Source organism: Pantoea sp. B270 (assembly GCF_018726825.1).
GTDB lineage: Bacteria > Pseudomonadota > Gammaproteobacteria > Enterobacterales > Enterobacteriaceae > Pantoea > Pantoea dispersa.
Genome location: NZ_JAHCSX010000002.1, coordinates 153,992 through 169,652, shown reverse-complemented (window position 1 = coordinate 169,652; position 15,661 = coordinate 153,992). Strand labels below are relative to the sequence as shown.

Genomic DNA, 15,661 nt, shown 5'->3' with positions numbered 1-15,661 from the left:
CGTCGCATCAAACCGATCCCGCTTGTTCAATCACCAGCACCCGGGCTACGCCCTGCGGATGTGCGACGTGTTCAGTGCCTTCGCTGGCATAAAAAATATCACCGGCGGTTAATCGTTGGGTTCTCACTTCGCCCGCTTGTTTGTAGAACATGTCAACGCAACCATCCATAACGGCAAACACCTCTTGTCCATCATTGATATGCCATTTATAGGGTTGATCGGTCCAGTGCAGTTTAACGCTGGTGTTATCGAAGCTGGCAATATGCTGAGACTCCCAGGCTTTGGAACCCGTAAATTCTCTGCTGCTGTAAAAATTCATGTTTGCGTCCTGTGTGCTGCTGCGTTGATAGCTCACACATGAAATAGCAAAAGGCAGCGCCACGTACCAGATTCAGGGATTGGTTTGTCCTGATTTGGCACCAGCGCGTCCCGTTTTTGCTGCCGGGATGCTTGCTTAATGCACAATACGTTCATTAAGCAGGCTATCAAACCGGTGAATGGAGGGCATAACCGCGCGGCGGCGTCGCTGCCGTTCAGAAGGGAATGAAATGGCTGCGAATCACCGTGGTGGCGTCGGTAAAATGCACCACATCTGCCATCACCCTTTTGGTTTGTTCGGACTCCAGCGCCCGGTTGACATCCTGCTGACAGGCAAACGTGTAAACACCGATGGAGAGCCAGCCGCTGCGGTCTGAAGCGGGATAGAACGCTTCCGCCGAAATGAGCCCATAATCCTGCCAGCACGCCAGCGCCAGCGGCAGGTGCGTGTGGGTATAATAGTCGCGGTCAAAGCGATGGGTTTCATCGCCGACGCACACCACCATCATCTGATGCATCCTTTTCTCCCGTTAACGCATGCCGCCTGACGCCATCATCACCTCGCCCGTCACCCATCCGGCATCGTCGGAAGCGAGATAAGCCACAATCGGCGCAATATCCTGCACCTGGCCAATACGGCCAAGCGGCATCTGGCTTTCGTTCCAGCGCTGAAACTCCGATCCCATCGCGCCGGTGCTGTGCGTGCCTTCGGTTTCGATTAACCCCGGATTGACCGCGTTGACGCGGATGCCGCGCGGACCGAGTTCGCGCGCCAGCACGCCGGTAATGGCATCAATCGCGCCTTTGCTGCCGCTGTAGATAGCGCTCCCCGCCAGAAATACCCGCGTCACAAATGAGCTGATATTGATAATGCTGCTGCCCTTGCCCAGATGTGGCACCGCGGCGCCTGTCACCAGCAGCGGGCCGAGCACATTGATGTCAAACTGCTTGCGATACAGCGCTTCGCTGCTCTCTTCAATCTTCGCAAACTGATACACACCGGCATTGTTCACCACGATGTCCAGCCGGCCAAACTGCGCGAGGGTAGATTGAATGAGTGCCTCAACCTGCGGCTGATCGGTGACATCCGCTGCCAGCGCCACCGCCGTGCCACCGGCGGCCTCAATAGCGGCGACCACCTTATCCGCCCCGTTTTTATCCGCGGCATAGTTGACGACGATCTCTGCGCCGTCGGCGGCCAGCTGGCGGGCAATTGCCGCGCCAATGCCTTTAGATGCGCCGGTTACGAGGGCGACTTTGTCCTGAAGCTTCTTCATGTTCTGCAATCCTCAATCAGTTCAGTCTGGATGATGCCGTTATGGTGATAGCTACAAAGTTGTTTGAGAACTGCCATTTTTGTATATTCGACGTTCATTTTTGAACGGGGCGAGCGCAATGGAATGGAGCGATGTACGGATCTTTCTGGCAGTGATGCGCAGCGGATCCTATGGCGAGGCCGCGCGCCGGCTCGGCGTCAGCCATCCGACCGTGGGTCGTCGCATTAAGGTGCTGGAAGCGCAGGCCCATCAGGCGCTGTTTCGCCGCACGCCGGATGGCCTGGTGTTAACTGATGCCGGTGACGCCGTGCTGGGCCTGGCGGAAAGCATGGAAAATGCTGCGCTGGCGATGGAGAGACGGCTTGCGGGCAATCACCCGCGACTGGAAGGTATTTTACGCATCTCCTGTGCCGAGTGGTTTGCCACCGCCGTGCTGGCGCCGGTACTGAGCGAGCTGACACAGCGCCATCCCGCTATCGTGCCGGAAATCATCGCCAGCTACCGTTTGCTCAATCTGTCGCGGCGCGACGCCGACGTGGCTTTTCGCATTGTGCCTTTTACCGAGCCGGATATCGTCCAGCGGCGCCTGATGAGCATGACCTATGCGTTATACGGCACGCCTGAAAATGCCCGCGCATTGCAACACGATCCCGCCTCAGTGGGGCTGATCCTGATGAATACCGCGCAAGCGCATTTTCCGGACGTCGTCTGGCTGCTCGATCAATTTCCACAGTCACGGCGGGCTTTTACCAGCACCAGCCGGGCGGTGCAGGCGCAGATGTGCCGGCGCGGCATGGGCGTGGCGGTGTTACCCCAGCCGCTGGGCGATGCCACCAATGGACTGCAGCGGATTCCCACCCCGCAGCCGCCGCCTTCGCGCGATATCTGGGTAGGCTATCATCAGGATCTGCGGCACATGGATCGCCTGCGCGCCATGCTGGAAATCGCCGATGCGCTGCTGATTGCGAAGTAACTGTCGCAGGGATTAGCGCAGCAATTCAGGCGGGCCTCAGACCCGGTAACGGCTCTATGCTGCGCAGCGCATTTTCCATCAGTCTGGCCAGCAGGTTTTGCGCATTCGGTTCAGTCTGGCTGCCACTTTTTTGTTCCAGCGTAACGCCCAGCGCGCCCAGTGGCGGCAAAACATTGCCGGCGCTCACCAGGTTAGCGGGCATGCCGACCCGCGTGCGCACGGTGATCCCCAGACCGGCCCGCACCGCCGCCCAGATGCCGCTCAGGCTATGGCTGACAAACACGATTCGCCATGCAATGCCCGCCCGGTCCAGACTGTCGATGGCGCGCGAGCGCATCAGGCATGGATTATCAAACATCACCAGCGGCAGCGGTTCGCCCTGGCTTATCATCGCGCTGACGTCGCAGTCGGGGTGGGCGATCCACTCCAGCGGGAACTGGCCGATCAACACGCCTTTACGCTGCAGCGGTTGTGCCTGCCACAGCAGCGCCATATCAAGAGCATCGCTGTCCAGCGCTGCAAGCAGCTCCTGATTACGCGCCACGCGGGCGATAATCCGCAGCCCGGGATGGTGACGTGTAAATTCGCCCAGAATACCGGGCATCAGGGTGTCACCAAAATCTTCCTGCATGCCCAGGCGCACTTCCCCCTGCAGCCCTGCACCGCTGAAGGTGCACAGTGCTTCGTCGTTCAATGCCAGCAGACGGCGGGCATAACCCATCATCACTTCCCCCTCACGGGTTAACGCCAGATGACGCCCGCTTTTCACCACCAGCTTGCTGCCACATTGCTGCTCCAGCTTTTTCAGCTGGGCGCTGACCGCCGAAGTGGATCGACAGAGCCGCACGGCGGCCTGCGCAAAACTGCCACACTCCATGCCGGTAACAAAACTGCGCAGCGCATCCAGATCCAGCGTCTGAGCTAACTTTTGCATAATCGTCCTGATTTATGGGATGAATGACGGTGTTTTATTTGATTTTCAGGATGGTTATGTTTCGCCACAATCGCGGCTGAGTCAATACGGAGAAACATCATGGCAAAAACACTCGATAGTAAAACGCTGGCGCGCATCGCGCCAAAGCTGGCGGAACTCAGTCAGCAGGTTCTTTTCGATGACATCTGGCAACGAGACGCGCTTACGCCGCGCGAACGCAGCCTGATTACGCTGGCCGCGCTGACGGCGCTGGGGCGAGTGCAACAGCTGCCGTGGCATATCGAATTCGCGCAACAAAATGGCCTGGCACGAGAAGAGATCGTCGAAGTGTTCACCCATCTGGCCTTTTATGCCGGCTGGCCGGCGGCGGTGTCAGCGCTAAGCTGTCTGGAAGAGGCGTAACCCTCATGCCTTTTACCCGCATCATACTGCGTCAGGGTTACAGCGACGCGCAATTAACGCAGATTTCCGACATCCTGCAACAGAGTCTGGAGGACGAATTTGCCGTTCCACCCGGCGACCGCTTTCAGGTATTTGAAGAACTGCCGGCACGGCTAAGGGTGTTTGATCGCCACTATAAAAGCCGCGGGCGTTCAGAGAATTTTGTTCAGTTCATGATTACTGCGGGCAAGCCGCGCAGCCGCGAACAGAAGCACAAGCTGTGTCGCAGATTGTGTCAGCAACTCTCGCAATCGCTGGATATCGATCCGCAGGATGTGATGGTGATTATTCAGTTTAACACCGTCGATGACTGGAGTTTCAGCGACGGATGTCTGATGTCCGAAGAAGCGCGTTTCCACGAGTAACATAGTCAGTATTGCTGGCAGCGCGGGTTAGCGCGCTGCCAGCAATCACTGTCCGGCTTCAGTGATGGGCGGTGGAGATTAAAAATACCACCTCATTGACGACCAGCAGATTGCAAAGCGGCGCGCTGGCGGTCGCGCGTGAAGATCTGCCACGTCACCGCGTCGTCACTCAGGGTAAAAACAGCCGTGGCGAGGGTATTTTCCTCATCCGGATCCTGCGGCGACAGGCGGTAAATCGGCAACGCTGCATCCTGCTGATCCGATAAAATCGCCTTAGCCACCGCGCCATCTACCGCCGTTTGCGTGGTCAGCCATGTCTCCAGACGCTGCTGGCGCGAGCCGGAACTGGCGGTGACCACCTGTTCGACGGCGACAAGCTGCGGGTGAACAAGATGGTTAGCGTGCCCGAAAGGTGCGTTCAGTGAGATCATTGAACAGCCTGAGCCTGTCGCTTCAATACTGATCAGGCGGCTATCGCCCTGCTGCCCCAGCGTATGGTGAAACGCGCCGGCGCGCGGCGTGGCGCTAAGTATGGCGATCGCTTCATCCAGCGTGGTCGCATTCAGCGACGCGCGGGCGATAATCTGGCGCGGTATGCCATCCGGACGATGCTGTGCGCGAATGTTATTGACGGTGTTGACGATGCCCTTCTCATTAACGGCAAAAGTGTGACCGCAAATGGATGCCGGATAGGCGAAGCTGGTGAACGCGAGGCCGTCATCGGGGGTCACGGTGACCAGCGCACAGTCCTCGAGCAGCTGGGGGAAACCATCTTCGTTGTGCGCAATGATCAACTCCCCGCTGGCACTTTTTCCCGCCACCGTGGTGCAGCCATCCGAAGTTGAACGCACCAGATCGCCCCGGCAGTTCCACGCAAACACCTCGTCAATCGGTGCCTGTAATCCTGCAGCCAGCCCTTCCAGCTCCTGCCAGATCAGCGGAAACTGGTGCTGGACCCGCGCGCGCATACTGCGGGCTTGCTGCGCATCTTTCATGGCGGTGACCGTTTGCCAGAGACGGGTATGCCTGAGTTTGTTATGCCAGGCATCACGGCCAAAGTCACCGAGTTGCTGACCAATAACAAAAGCCGAACCACGGAAGTCGAGTTTTTTCATAGCGTTATTTCACTTCATTTCAGGATACATGTTGCAGAAATTCTTTCAGACGCGGATTACGGCTGGCAGTCAGCAGCATATCAGGTGGCCCATCTTCGGCAATGGTACCGCCATCAATAAAGATCAGCCGCGAAGCCACATCGCGGGCAAAGCCAATCTCATGCGTCACAATCACCATGGTCATGCCCTCTTCAGCCAGCGAGCGCATCACTTTCAGCACTTCATGACGTAACTCCGGATCCAGCGCGGAGGTTGGCTCATCGAACAGCATCATTTTCGGCCTGACGGCCAGTGCCCGGGCAATCGCCACGCGCTGCTGCTGGCCCCCTGAAAGTTCAGACGGATAATGGCTGGCGCGATCGCGCAAGCCAACGCGCTCCAGCAGCGCCAGCGCCTGCTCGCGCGCCGCGGCTTTCGTTTGATGACGCACGCGAATCGGGCCGAACATCACGTTTTCCAGCGCAGTCAGATGCGGGAACAGGTGGAACTGCTGAAACACCATGCCGGCTTCGCGGCGGATATCACATTCATTCGCATGCGGATCGGTGATATGCATTCCGGCGACCAGCAGCGTTCCGGATGAGATCTCTTCCAGTTTGTTGATGCAGCGTAACAGCGTTGATTTACCCGAGCCTGAAGGGCCAATAATCACCACCACCTCGCCGGACTCAATTTTTAAATTGATATTATGCAGGACCTGCGTGGCACCGAAATTTTTCGACACTGCGTTAAATTCAACCATGCTCATAAAATATGGATCCTTTTTTCCAGCTGCTTCAGTAAAAAGCTCAGGCATAACGTCACCAGCAGATAAATCATGGCCACCGCCGTCCACACTTCCAGCGCACGGAAATTACCCGCAATGATCTCCTGCCCCTGACGCGTCAGTTCTGCCACGCCAATCACAATAAACAGTGAAGTATCTTTAATACTGATAATCCACTGGTTACCCAAAGCCGGAATCATGCGGCGTAACGCTAAAGGCATAATGACATACCACAGCGTACTGCGCTGCGATAAGCCCATCGCCAGACTCGCTTCTTTAAAGCCTTTATTGATTGAGAGGATCGCGCCCCGGGTAATTTCAGCAATGTAGGCACCGGAGTTAATCACAATAGTCACGATCGCGGCGGTGACGGGATCAATTCTTATCGGCAACACCATCGGCAGTGCAAAATAGATAAACATTACCTGCACCATGATGGGCGTACCGCGAATAAGCTCGACAAAAATAAGTGACAGCGTTTTGGCGATTTTTCCGCCCAGAGCACGGCAGGTTCCCGCCAGTAAGCCAATAATAAAACCGCCCAGCAGACCTGACAGCGAAATAATCAAGGTCAGCTGCAGACCCTGCAGCAGTAGCGGCAGAGATTCCCAAATATATTTACTGTCAAAATTCATAATTTAACCTATAAACGCTAAACAAGGCCGGAGGGCTCCGGCCTGGCAGGATTATTTCGGCTGCTTAGCAAACCATTTCACGTAGATTTTGCTGTAAGTCCCATCCGCGCGCAGGGCCTGCAGCGCGGCGTTGATCTTAGGCGTCAGGCTGCTGTTTTTCTGCATGGCAAAGCCATACTGCTGCGGCAGAATCGTGTCGTTTTCACCGCTGGCTTTGACTTTGCCATCGCCCGCCGTTTTCACGTAGTACAGCACATTGGGCGAGTCGTGGACCACCGCATCAAGGTTGCCGGCCTGCAAATCCAGATAGGCGTTGTCGATATTAGGAAACTCAACATAATTTGCCTTGTATTTACTTTTCATAAAGCTGGCTGCGGCCGTGCCCTGTTTCAGGCCCACTTTCTTGCCGGTTAAATCGCTGAATTTCTTAATGCTGTTATCATCGCTTTTGACAGCCATTAATAAGTCGGCGTCATAATAACCGTTGCTGAAATCCACCACCTGCTTACGCGCATCGGTAATGGTAATACCTGCCATCGCGACATCCAGATTCCGTGATTGCAGCCCCGGAATCAGGCCGCCAAAGTCCATTGGGTGTAATTCATAGCTGACATGCATTTTCTTCGCGATGGCATCCCATAAATCAATGTCAAAACCGACGTATTTATCACCTTGCTTAAATTCAAAAGGAACAAAAGCCGTATCAACCCCGACGGTTAATTTATCCTGCGCCGCAGCGATAAAACTGGCGGAACAGGCAACCAATGCCAGTGTAACCTTTAATTTATTTAAAAATGCAGACATAATAACCCTCAGCGTCAGTAATGTAGCGTGCAATGATTGTCATCCAGCGAAATAACCCGGCGGACATGGTCAAAGAAGGTGGTTAATATAATGGGCGTATCAGGTACGCCCGGAGTAATGCGACAACTTATGCAGGAAGCAAGTGATCCTGCGTAAAGGGTACCGGCGTCTGTGCGCCGTTCATGATCATCGAGAGAAAACTGTAATAGCCGTTAATGCCTATCAAATCCACCACGCCCTTCTCGCCCCATAATTCGATGGCTTGCTGCCAGGTGGCATCACTGATTTTCTGTTGCTGATGTAACTGCTGGCAAAACTGATAAATCACCCACTCATCAGGCTGCAAATCCGCGGGCTGACGTTTTTCATTGATGGCCTGCACCGCTGCAGCAGAAATCCCCTTTTCGCGCGCTATCGGCGCATGGATTGCCCACTCTACCGGCTGTGACCAGTGCCTTGCCGTCATTAAAATCGCCAGTTCCGATAACCGCTGGCCCAGCGCACTGCGATAGCGCAGATATTCCCCCATACGCTGTGCATGTGCCATTAACTCGGGGCTGCGCAGCAGCGGCTCAAACGGGGGCAGCAGCGCGCCGCGCGGCCCGTTGATAATCTCTTCCGCGAGCGGACGTTGCTGCTCATCCCAGTCCTGCTCTGCCAGCGGCGGTAATCGGTTAATCATAATTTGCCGGTCTCTTCACGTATCACGGTGTTCAGCGTATCCACGACAAAATCCAGTTGTTGCGGGGTGACGATAAACGGTGGGGCAATTAAAATATGGTCGCCATATTGCCCGTCCAGCGTGCCGCCCATCGGATAGACCAGCAAACCGCGCGCCATACAGTTGGCCTTGATGGCTGCGTGAAGTTTCATCGCCGGATCGAACGGGGTTTTTGTGGCTTTATCACGCACCAGCTCCACACCGGCAAACAGGCCGCGGCCGCGCGTATCACCCACGTGCGGTAACTCCCCCAGCACGTCGCGTAGCGCCTTATGCAGATAAGCGCCCTGCTGCTGAACCGCCTCCAGCAGATGGTCGCGCTCAATCACCTGCTGAACTGCTAACGCCGCCGCAGCGGCTGTCGCATGACAAATATAAGTGTGTCCATGCTGGAACAGACCGCTGCCAGCCTGCAGCGCAGACACGACCTTCTCACTGGCCAGCACCGCGCCAATGGGTTGATAACCGCCACCCAGTCCTTTGGCGATGGTGACCAAATCAGGTACCACGCCATCCTGTTCGAACGCGTGCAGTGTGCCGGTACGCCCCATTCCGCACATCACCTCATCGGCGATAAACAAAATGTCGTACTTTTCGCACAGGCGACGTACACCCTGCAGATAGCCCGGCGTCGGCGGCGTGGCACCGCTGGTCGCACCGACCACCGTCTCCGCGCAGAAGCCAATAATCGTTTCCGGGCCCGCATCGACAATCGCCTGCTCCAGCTCGCTCAATAGCCGCTGGGTATACTGCTGCTGGGTTTCATCGGCACGGCGATCGCGATACTCATTGCAGGCGGAAACGCGAATCACGTCGATTAACAGGGGTGCGAACTGACGCCGGCGCCATTCGTTGCCACCCACCGCCAGCGCGCCCAGCGTATTGCCGTGGTAGCTCTGTTTGCGGGCGATGAAACGGGTACGCGCGGGCTGTCCGATCTCAACAAAGTATTGCCGGGCCAGTTTCAGCGCGGTTTCCACCGCCTCAGAACCGCCCGATACGAAATAGGCATAGTTAAGATCGCCCGGTGCGGTGCGCGTTAACTGTTCGGCGAGCTGTTCAACGGTATCGCTGGTGAAGAAACTGGTATGCGCATAAGCCAGTTGATCGATTTGACGATGCATAGCTGCGAGGACGTCAGGATGGGCGTGGCCCAGGCAGGAAACGGCGGCGCCACCGCAGGCATCAAGATACTGCTTTCCCTGTGCATCAAAAATGTAGGCCCCGTGTGCGCGCGTGGCCACGGCGGGCACGCTGCGCAGACTGCGGTGAATGATACGGCTCATGCTGGTCCTGCTCCTGAATACGCTTCGTTGTTGAAACGTATCTTGCAGGATCCATTTGAATCACGTCAACGCAATAATGATTCAATCGCATTCAATATTCTTATGACAGATACAAATGAATCATCTGTCAGGATTTGCCGGCATGCACGTAAGCGCCGGAATCGATTAAATAGCGTTCGGCATTTTCAATTTTACTGACCGCATCACGTCCATGACGGGCCACCAGCATCGCCAGCAGACACTCTGCCAGGCCCATGCCAGAGACGACAGACGGGAAGAACGATGGGCTGTCCAGTGAAAACCGGAGCGAGCAATCAGCGGCCTGCGCCAGCGGCGAGACCGGTGAGTCGGTGATGGCGATGATCTTTGCACCCGCCTGCTGCGCTGCGCGCAGTACATCAAGTGATTCGCGTGAATAAGGGGCAAAGCTGGTAAGCAACAGGCAATCCGCGGCGGTCAGTTCACGCGTGAAAACTTCGATGTTGCTCGCCAGACCATCCACCAGTGACACCTGACGATTGAACAACCGATACACATAAAATAATGACCAGGCGATCGGAAAGCTGGCGCGGAAGCCGCAGATGTAAACATTGTCAGCCGCATCGAGTAAGGTCACGGCCTGTTCCATTGCCTGGCGGTTTTCCTCCTGCGTAAAGGCCAGGTTGGTCTGGTGGGCCTGGAACATCGCATCATACAGCTGCGGCTGCGTGCCGGCGGCCACAAGCTTTTCCGCTTTCGAGACATAGGTATCATTGCGCAGGCCGATATCATCGATGAATGCGTCTTTGAGTTCACTCCAGCCGTTATAGCCCAGCCGTTTCGCCAGACGTAGCAACGTTGCCGGTTTCACCCCGGCCTGCTGCGCAAAGGTGCGCATGGATTGCACCACCAGTTGATTGGCATTCTGCAGTGAGAATTCGGCAGCCCTCTGTAGTTCTGGCGATAATTCACTGAACTCGCGGACGATAGTTTCCTTTAGATTCATGGCAACGATTCACAGGCTTTGACGTTCAGGTATCTAAACACATTTGAGATCAAGACTCTAGGCGCGGATATCACACCGGAGTGACGGCCTGAAGCAGGGCGCGCTGCGTCGCGCCGCGACAATCAGGCTGCTCATGGTGGTTTACTTAACTAATGTGCATGTCGCAATGACTGCGGGCCTGGTCGGCGATTTCGTGAACTCATGGAGAATTTCTGGAAAATACAGGAAGCAAAATCCCGTTTGTCAGTCAGGGCAGTGCTGGCACTAAAGCCGCTTACCGGTTTCATTCGAATCCTCATGTTGATGAATCAGGATTTCAGCATTGGTTCCCGCGCTATATGGCCGGCAACGTGGTGTTGCCAACCACCAGGCGCAAATTCAACGCGAGTTAATGAAATTTAGAATGTATCGTGCCACAAGCAGTGGCGCCTCTCTCTGGGGAAAATGGCCAATGTTGTCCAGTACAGTTCTGCTATACCTTCCGCTGAAGAAAGTCTCTTTTCCTTTAGAGCTGTCCGGGTGGTTGCAGGTATCGGCTTCGCCATGGATGACTAGCGTGTCAACATTCAGTTCTGGAGCAGGGATTAACGCCAGTTCATCCGGAGCATATCGCGCATCACCCTCTACAAATCCCCAGCGATGGCGATAGGAATGCAGGACCACTTCAGCCCAGTCTTCACCCTGAAATGCTTTGCTGGCGGTTTCGAAGTCCTCTTCACTGAACCAGTTGCCTGGTGCCCATGTTTCCCACATTGTGCGGGTAAACGCTTCACGCTGTTGTTCAACGACGGCTTTGCCTCGTGGCGTTGCCATGAACCAGTGATACCAGTAATTTTTCGCCTGCCTGAAGCTAACCGCCTGATTGGGATAGTTCGTTCCGTACCCCACAGAAAGCATCACGAGATGCGAAGCGATGCCCGGTCGTAGTCCACAGGCATTGGCCACGGCTCGTGCGCCCCAGTCATGCCCGACAAGCACGGGCTGTTTTATATCCAGTGCATCAATAAACTCGATTAAATCTCGCGCCAGCGCAGAAAGTTGGCCGCTGCGGGGAGTCTCGGGGGACAGGAAGCGGGTCGGGAGAAAGCCCCTCAAAGCCGGGGCTAAAACACGATATCCGCTGACGACAAGTTCCTGAGCCACCTGCGACCAGCCTTCAGGGCTGTCTGGCCAGCCATGTACCAGAATTGCCGTCTTGTCAGCTGCCGGATTCCATTCCAGATATCCCACTTCCAGTAAGTCTGTTTGAATAAATTGATAAACCTGCATTTTTATCCTCTGTTTATTTATAAGTGGCAGGTCGATACTAATTGACATAAACATTTCAATTCATGATGAATGGGCTACAATTAAACAGATTTTGTGTTGAATGACCTGAGCAAAAATTATGTCCTCTTTTTCTGGTTCTCATCCTTTTGACATTACGTTACTCAGAACTTTTATCGTGGTCGTCGAATGTGAAAGCTTTGCCGATGCCTCAGAGCGCCTGGCGATCACGCCATCCGCGGTCAGCGGGCATATCAAACGTCTGGAAACTGCGGCAGAGACAACCCTTTTTAAGCGGACCACCCGGAGGATGACGTTAACTGCTCAGGGGGAAGTGCTTTACACCTACGCCCGCAACATTGTTGAACTAGAACGTGAGGCGCGGGCACGAATGCACCACATGCCGCTTAAACGCCATCTCCGCGTCGGAGCATCCGAAGATTTTGCCGGCACATGGCTCCCGATACTGTTACAAAAATTTTCGCAATGGCACCCCGGGATCACTGTCGAGCTTAAAGTCGGCATCACTACAAGCTTGTTAAAGGAAAAAAATGACGGTGGTGTGGATATCGTGTTTGGCAAGTATTGCCAGCGCGTTCATGAGCCCGGTTTTTTACTTTGGGAAGAACCCCTGGTCTGGGCATGCGGTAGCGCCGCAAACTTTAGCCAGCAGGAACGATTGCCGCTGGCACTTTTTCCTGAGCCATGCGTTTATCGGGAATCCGCCATTAATGCATTAAGTCACGCCGAAATACCGTGGAGGCTGGCATTTGAAAGTGTCAGTATGGCGGGCTGCATTTCGGCCGCGAAGGCAGGTTTTGCAGTCACGCCACTGGCAAAAAGTCAGCTGCGGCATGGCCTGAAATGGCTCAGTGAAAAAGAGGGATTCCCCGCATTGCCCCACGTCCGGTTCTACGCCTTTTTCCGTGAGAATATGCCCGACATTAACGCGCTGACTGCGCTGGTGAAAGAAATGGGACAATGGCAGGCATTCAACGAACAGTCAGAGACAACCGCCATCACGCCACTCTCTTAAGCTCGATAATCCCGCGGCCACGCTAACCGATAATCCTTGCAATTACCCATAAATTGCTTTGCGATAATTCCCGGACGCTGTTCTATTCTGTGGACTGCTGCATGAGCCAGGCTCTTACTTTTACCACGGCAGAACGCAGCAGCGCTTCGTGAGGCGTAATAAGCCAGTACGCGTGTCCGGTATTCAGCGTATTTGGAAACGGGGCCACCACTTCACCGGATGCCAGGTTTGCCTGAACAAACCGCCTGCGCATCAGCGCTACGCCCATGCCAGCAAGCATCGCCAGCCACGCCCCGCTGCCATCGCTATACAAAGGCCCTTTGCCGGAATCAATATGCCCGACGCCGGCTTCAGCGAGCCAGCGCTGCCAGTCTTCCCGGTGCATATCATGCAGTAACGTGACGCGACCGAGTGCGGCAAGTGCCGGCGGTTCTCCCAGCTGCTGCACCACAGCAGGAATGCAGACTGCAAGGTAGTCGTCGTCGATCAGCTTCTCACTCACGCAACCCTCACAGAAACCGTTGCCATGCCGTACGGCCAGGTCGATACCATCCGTGGCGAAAGACTGGATGCGGGAAGTGGCACTGATGCGCAGATCGATCTCCGGACAGGCACGTTCAAAATCAGCCAGTCGCGGCAGTAACCAGTGAGTCGCAAATCCGGTGGTGCAGGCCAGCGTGATGGTATTTTTTTGTGTCTCCTGCACCAGCGTTTCAGTGGCTTCACGCATCAGGCTGAAAGCTGAAGCAATCGAGTAGTAATAGCCCTGACCGGATGCCGTCAGCGCCAGCTTGCGTCCATTTCGCTGAAACAGGGGCAGGCCCAGTTGCCGTTCCAGTTCCCTGATGTGCAGGCTGATCGCGCCGGGCGTGACGTGTAACTCCTGGCCTGCAAGGGTCATGCTGAGGTGCCGGGCAACGGATTCGAACGCCTTCAGGGCGTTAAGAGAAGGCAGGCTGTTTCGCATCGTTTAGTTTTCCTAAAAAACAGGCGGAAATTAAATCGTTTTTATTTCCGCTCCGTCAACGTTATTAATAGGCATATAGCACGCGATGCCGTGTCGCTTTTATTCCAAAACTGTTGAGTTATATTGAAATTTTAAGAGAAAGTACCGTTTCACGCACCACACCTCCACACGAAAAAATGATCAGCTACCACGCCCTTTATGGCGATTAACCTCTATCAGGCTTGAGTTTTTATCGTGTCGGGGAGGCAACAAATGGAGACAGGATGCAGATGAAGGATATCGATGTGGGATTTACCCACGTTGCGTTTATGGTGAGGGATCTGGAGAAGAGCATGGATTTCTACCGTCGCTATGCAGGAATGAAGGTGATACACACCCGTGAACCTGACGTCCCGGCTGCCCGCAAGGTGGCATGGTTGAGCGATCATACCCGCCCTTTCGCGCTGGTTCTGGTGCAGGCGGATGACGTGTCAGATACGCCACTGGGTAAATTTGGACACTTAGGCATTGCCTGTGCGTCACGCGAAGAGATCGATCGTAAAACAGCGATGGCCGTCGCCGAAGGCGTGTTACGCAAAGCCCCCGAAGAGGCTGGCGAACCGGTGGGATATTACGTTTTTTTTGCCGATCCTGATGGCAATACGCTGGAGCTGTCTTTCGGGCAACGCGTCGGGCTTGAAGCGATACGCACCGCTCCCGGTTTACTTTAACTCGCCTGCACGCAGGCAGCGGAGAACATATGGCACTGACGTTGCCGATTTATACTCAACGCCTGGTGTTGCGCAAGCTGACAGTGGCTGATTTGCCGCATCTGTCGCGCTATCGCAATCTGCCAGACGTTGCTCGTTATCAGAGCTGGGAAGAATTTACCTGGCAGGACGCTGAGAAATTATATGCGCAGCAGGATGCGCTGCCATTCAACAGCGATAACACCTGGTTTCAGCTTGCCGTAGCACACCAGGAAGACGACCGGCTAATAGGGGACATCGGAATTCATTTTTTTGATGAAGGAAGACAAGCTGAACTCGGCATGACATTTGATGCCGGATTTCAGAAACAGGGTTTTGCGCTTGAAGCAATGAGTGCCATCGTTACCCTGCTTTTCAAGCAGTTTGCAAAACACCGGCTCATTGCCGTGGTAGACACACGTAATACTCGCGCTATAAACCTGCTGGAAAAGCTGAATTTTCGCCGTGAAGCGCACTACCGGCAGAATATTTTTTTCAAAGGGATGTGGGGCGATGAATATCTTTATGCGCGGCTGGCCAGCGATTAGCGCAGGCATTGCGTTAAGCCATCGCGTTGGCATGTTAAGGAGGCATAGTGACAATTAGCGAAGTAAGCAAGGAAGAGTATCACTTTCTGATTCAGGTCTGGGAGGCTGCCGTCCGGGCAACGCATCATTTCCTGAATGAACAGGATATCCTGCGGCTCAGACAGCTTATTCTGGAAAATTATTTTGATGCCGTTGATTTGAGAAAGGTGACCGATGAAAACCATGACATTGTCGGATTCATCGGCGTGCAGGATGAGAATATCGAGATGCTTTTCGTCTCGCCCGCTCATCACAAAAAAGGGGTCGGTGCACGGTTAGTCCACTACGCAATCCGTTATCTTTCAGCGAAAAAAGTGGACGTTAACGAACAAAATACCGCTGCGCTCGGGTTTTATCAGCATCTGGGCTTTCAGGTGACTGGACGGTCTTCCGTTGATGGTGAGGGGAAACCGTTTCCCCTCCTCCATCTGAAGCTGATGCAATAATTCGGCACAGG

Annotated in this window: 21 protein-coding genes; 8 read left to right on the top strand and 13 right to left on the bottom strand. The window is 54.8% G+C overall.

All coding sequences use genetic code 11. The features are described from left to right. Nucleotides 1-7 precede the first annotated feature (7 nt). The 3 genes from KOL70_RS17115 to KOL70_RS17105 all read right to left on the bottom strand — a co-directional run bounded on the left by KOL70_RS17115 (nt 8) and on the right by KOL70_RS17105 (nt 1,595). On the bottom strand, nt 8-319 hold the full coding sequence (locus KOL70_RS17115; RefSeq protein ID WP_058781017.1) for a hypothetical protein: 312 nt from the start codon (nt 317-319) through the stop codon (nt 8-10). Nucleotides 320-533: 214 nt separating this feature from the next. Then, the gene (locus KOL70_RS17110) at nt 534-836 is read right to left on the bottom strand and encodes an EthD family reductase (RefSeq protein ID WP_021508836.1); all 303 of its coding nucleotides are present in this window, start codon (nt 834-836) and stop codon (nt 534-536) included. A 12-nt stretch (nt 837-848) separates the two neighbouring features. Continuing rightward, nucleotides 849-1,595, bottom strand: a complete 747-nt coding sequence (locus KOL70_RS17105; protein ID WP_215481130.1) for an SDR family NAD(P)-dependent oxidoreductase — start codon at nt 1,593-1,595, stop codon at nt 849-851. Between the two features lie 118 nt (nt 1,596-1,713). Between KOL70_RS17105 and KOL70_RS17100 the strand changes: the two genes are divergently transcribed. Beyond that, entirely contained in the window at nt 1,714-2,568 is an 855-nt protein-coding gene (locus KOL70_RS17100) for a LysR family transcriptional regulator (protein ID WP_215481128.1), read from the top strand. Between the two features lie 25 nt (nt 2,569-2,593). Here KOL70_RS17100 and KOL70_RS17095 read toward each other — a convergent pair whose 3' ends face one another. Then, nucleotides 2,594-3,514 (bottom strand): LysR substrate-binding domain-containing protein, encoded by a 921-nt coding sequence (locus KOL70_RS17095; protein ID WP_371824675.1) that lies wholly within the window; start codon nt 3,512-3,514, stop codon nt 2,594-2,596. Nucleotides 3,515-3,601: 87 nt separating this feature from the next. Between KOL70_RS17095 and KOL70_RS17090 the strand changes: the two genes are divergently transcribed. Then, nucleotides 3,602-3,904 (top strand): carboxymuconolactone decarboxylase family protein, encoded by a 303-nt coding sequence (locus KOL70_RS17090; RefSeq protein ID WP_021508832.1) that lies wholly within the window; start codon nt 3,602-3,604, stop codon nt 3,902-3,904. A gap of 5 nt (nt 3,905-3,909) precedes the next feature. After that, nucleotides 3,910-4,308 (top strand): tautomerase family protein, encoded by a 399-nt coding sequence (locus KOL70_RS17085; RefSeq protein ID WP_021508831.1) that lies wholly within the window; start codon nt 3,910-3,912, stop codon nt 4,306-4,308. Nucleotides 4,309-4,400: 92 nt separating this feature from the next. On the opposite strand, the gene KOL70_RS17080 is transcribed toward KOL70_RS17085, so the two are convergent. From KOL70_RS17080 to KOL70_RS17050, 7 genes are all read right to left on the bottom strand, one after another. Next, nucleotides 4,401-5,423, bottom strand: a complete 1,023-nt coding sequence (locus tag KOL70_RS17080; RefSeq protein WP_215481124.1) for a C45 family peptidase — start codon at nt 5,421-5,423, stop codon at nt 4,401-4,403. 19 nt (nt 5,424-5,442) lie between these two features. Then, nucleotides 5,443-6,165, bottom strand: coding sequence for a glutamine ABC transporter ATP-binding protein GlnQ (gene glnQ / locus KOL70_RS17075; RefSeq protein ID WP_058759243.1), 723 nt, complete (start codon nt 6,163-6,165; stop codon nt 5,443-5,445). 2 nt (nt 6,166-6,167) lie between these two features. Then, nucleotides 6,168-6,824: a glutamine ABC transporter permease GlnP gene (glnP, locus tag KOL70_RS17070; RefSeq protein ID WP_021508828.1), complete on the bottom strand. Its 657-nt coding sequence runs from the start codon at nt 6,822-6,824 to the stop codon at nt 6,168-6,170. A 51-nt stretch (nt 6,825-6,875) separates the two neighbouring features. Next, nucleotides 6,876-7,628: a glutamine ABC transporter substrate-binding protein GlnH gene (gene glnH / locus KOL70_RS17065; protein ID WP_021508827.1), complete on the bottom strand. Its 753-nt coding sequence runs from the start codon at nt 7,626-7,628 to the stop codon at nt 6,876-6,878. A 127-nt stretch (nt 7,629-7,755) separates the two neighbouring features. After that, the gene (locus KOL70_RS17060) at nt 7,756-8,310 is read right to left on the bottom strand and encodes a carboxymuconolactone decarboxylase family protein (RefSeq protein WP_176428143.1); all 555 of its coding nucleotides are present in this window, start codon (nt 8,308-8,310) and stop codon (nt 7,756-7,758) included. Beyond that, the gene (locus tag KOL70_RS17055) at nt 8,307-9,635 is read right to left on the bottom strand and encodes an aspartate aminotransferase family protein (protein WP_215481122.1); all 1,329 of its coding nucleotides are present in this window, start codon (nt 9,633-9,635) and stop codon (nt 8,307-8,309) included. Before KOL70_RS17055 ends, KOL70_RS17060 begins: the two co-directional genes overlap by 4 nt. A gap of 127 nt (nt 9,636-9,762) precedes the next feature. After that, nucleotides 9,763-10,620: a MurR/RpiR family transcriptional regulator gene (locus tag KOL70_RS17050; RefSeq protein WP_021508824.1), complete on the bottom strand. Its 858-nt coding sequence runs from the start codon at nt 10,618-10,620 to the stop codon at nt 9,763-9,765. A 212-nt stretch (nt 10,621-10,832) separates the two neighbouring features. On the opposite strand from KOL70_RS17050, the gene KOL70_RS23815 reads away from it, so the two are divergent. Then, entirely contained in the window at nt 10,833-11,012 is a 180-nt protein-coding gene (locus KOL70_RS23815) for a transposase DNA-binding-containing protein (RefSeq protein WP_215481410.1), read from the top strand. Here KOL70_RS23815 and KOL70_RS17040 read toward each other — a convergent pair. After that, nucleotides 10,999-11,943, bottom strand: a complete 945-nt coding sequence (locus KOL70_RS17040; protein WP_254185873.1) for an alpha/beta fold hydrolase — start codon at nt 11,941-11,943, stop codon at nt 10,999-11,001. The two genes, KOL70_RS23815 and KOL70_RS17040, sit on opposite strands and share 14 nt — an antisense overlap. 64 nt (nt 11,944-12,007) lie before the next feature. Here KOL70_RS17040 and KOL70_RS17035 point away from each other — a divergent pair, with 64 nt between their 5' ends. Next, a complete protein-coding gene (locus KOL70_RS17035; protein ID WP_215481120.1) occupies nt 12,008-12,922 on the top strand; it encodes a LysR substrate-binding domain-containing protein in 915 nt (304 codons plus the stop codon). An 82-nt stretch (nt 12,923-13,004) separates the two neighbouring features. Here KOL70_RS17035 and gcvA read toward each other — a convergent pair whose 3' ends face one another. Beyond that, nucleotides 13,005-13,889: a transcriptional regulator GcvA gene (gcvA, locus tag KOL70_RS17030; protein ID WP_215481119.1), complete on the bottom strand. Its 885-nt coding sequence runs from the start codon at nt 13,887-13,889 to the stop codon at nt 13,005-13,007. Nucleotides 13,890-14,158: 269 nt separating this feature from the next. Between gcvA and KOL70_RS17025 the strand changes: the two genes are divergently transcribed. From KOL70_RS17025 to KOL70_RS17015, 3 genes are read left to right on the top strand one after another with little or no spacing between them, the layout of a single operon-like run. After that, nucleotides 14,159-14,599: a VOC family protein gene (locus tag KOL70_RS17025; protein WP_031279954.1), complete on the top strand. Its 441-nt coding sequence runs from the start codon at nt 14,159-14,161 to the stop codon at nt 14,597-14,599. A gap of 35 nt (nt 14,600-14,634) precedes the next feature. Beyond that, nucleotides 14,635-15,165 (top strand): GNAT family N-acetyltransferase, encoded by a 531-nt coding sequence (locus tag KOL70_RS17020; protein WP_215481408.1) that lies wholly within the window; start codon nt 14,635-14,637, stop codon nt 15,163-15,165. A gap of 47 nt (nt 15,166-15,212) precedes the next feature. Beyond that, on the top strand, nt 15,213-15,650 hold the full coding sequence (locus KOL70_RS17015; RefSeq protein WP_215481117.1) for an acetyltransferase: 438 nt from the start codon (nt 15,213-15,215) through the stop codon (nt 15,648-15,650). The last annotated feature ends 11 nt before the right edge of the window (nt 15,651-15,661 follow it).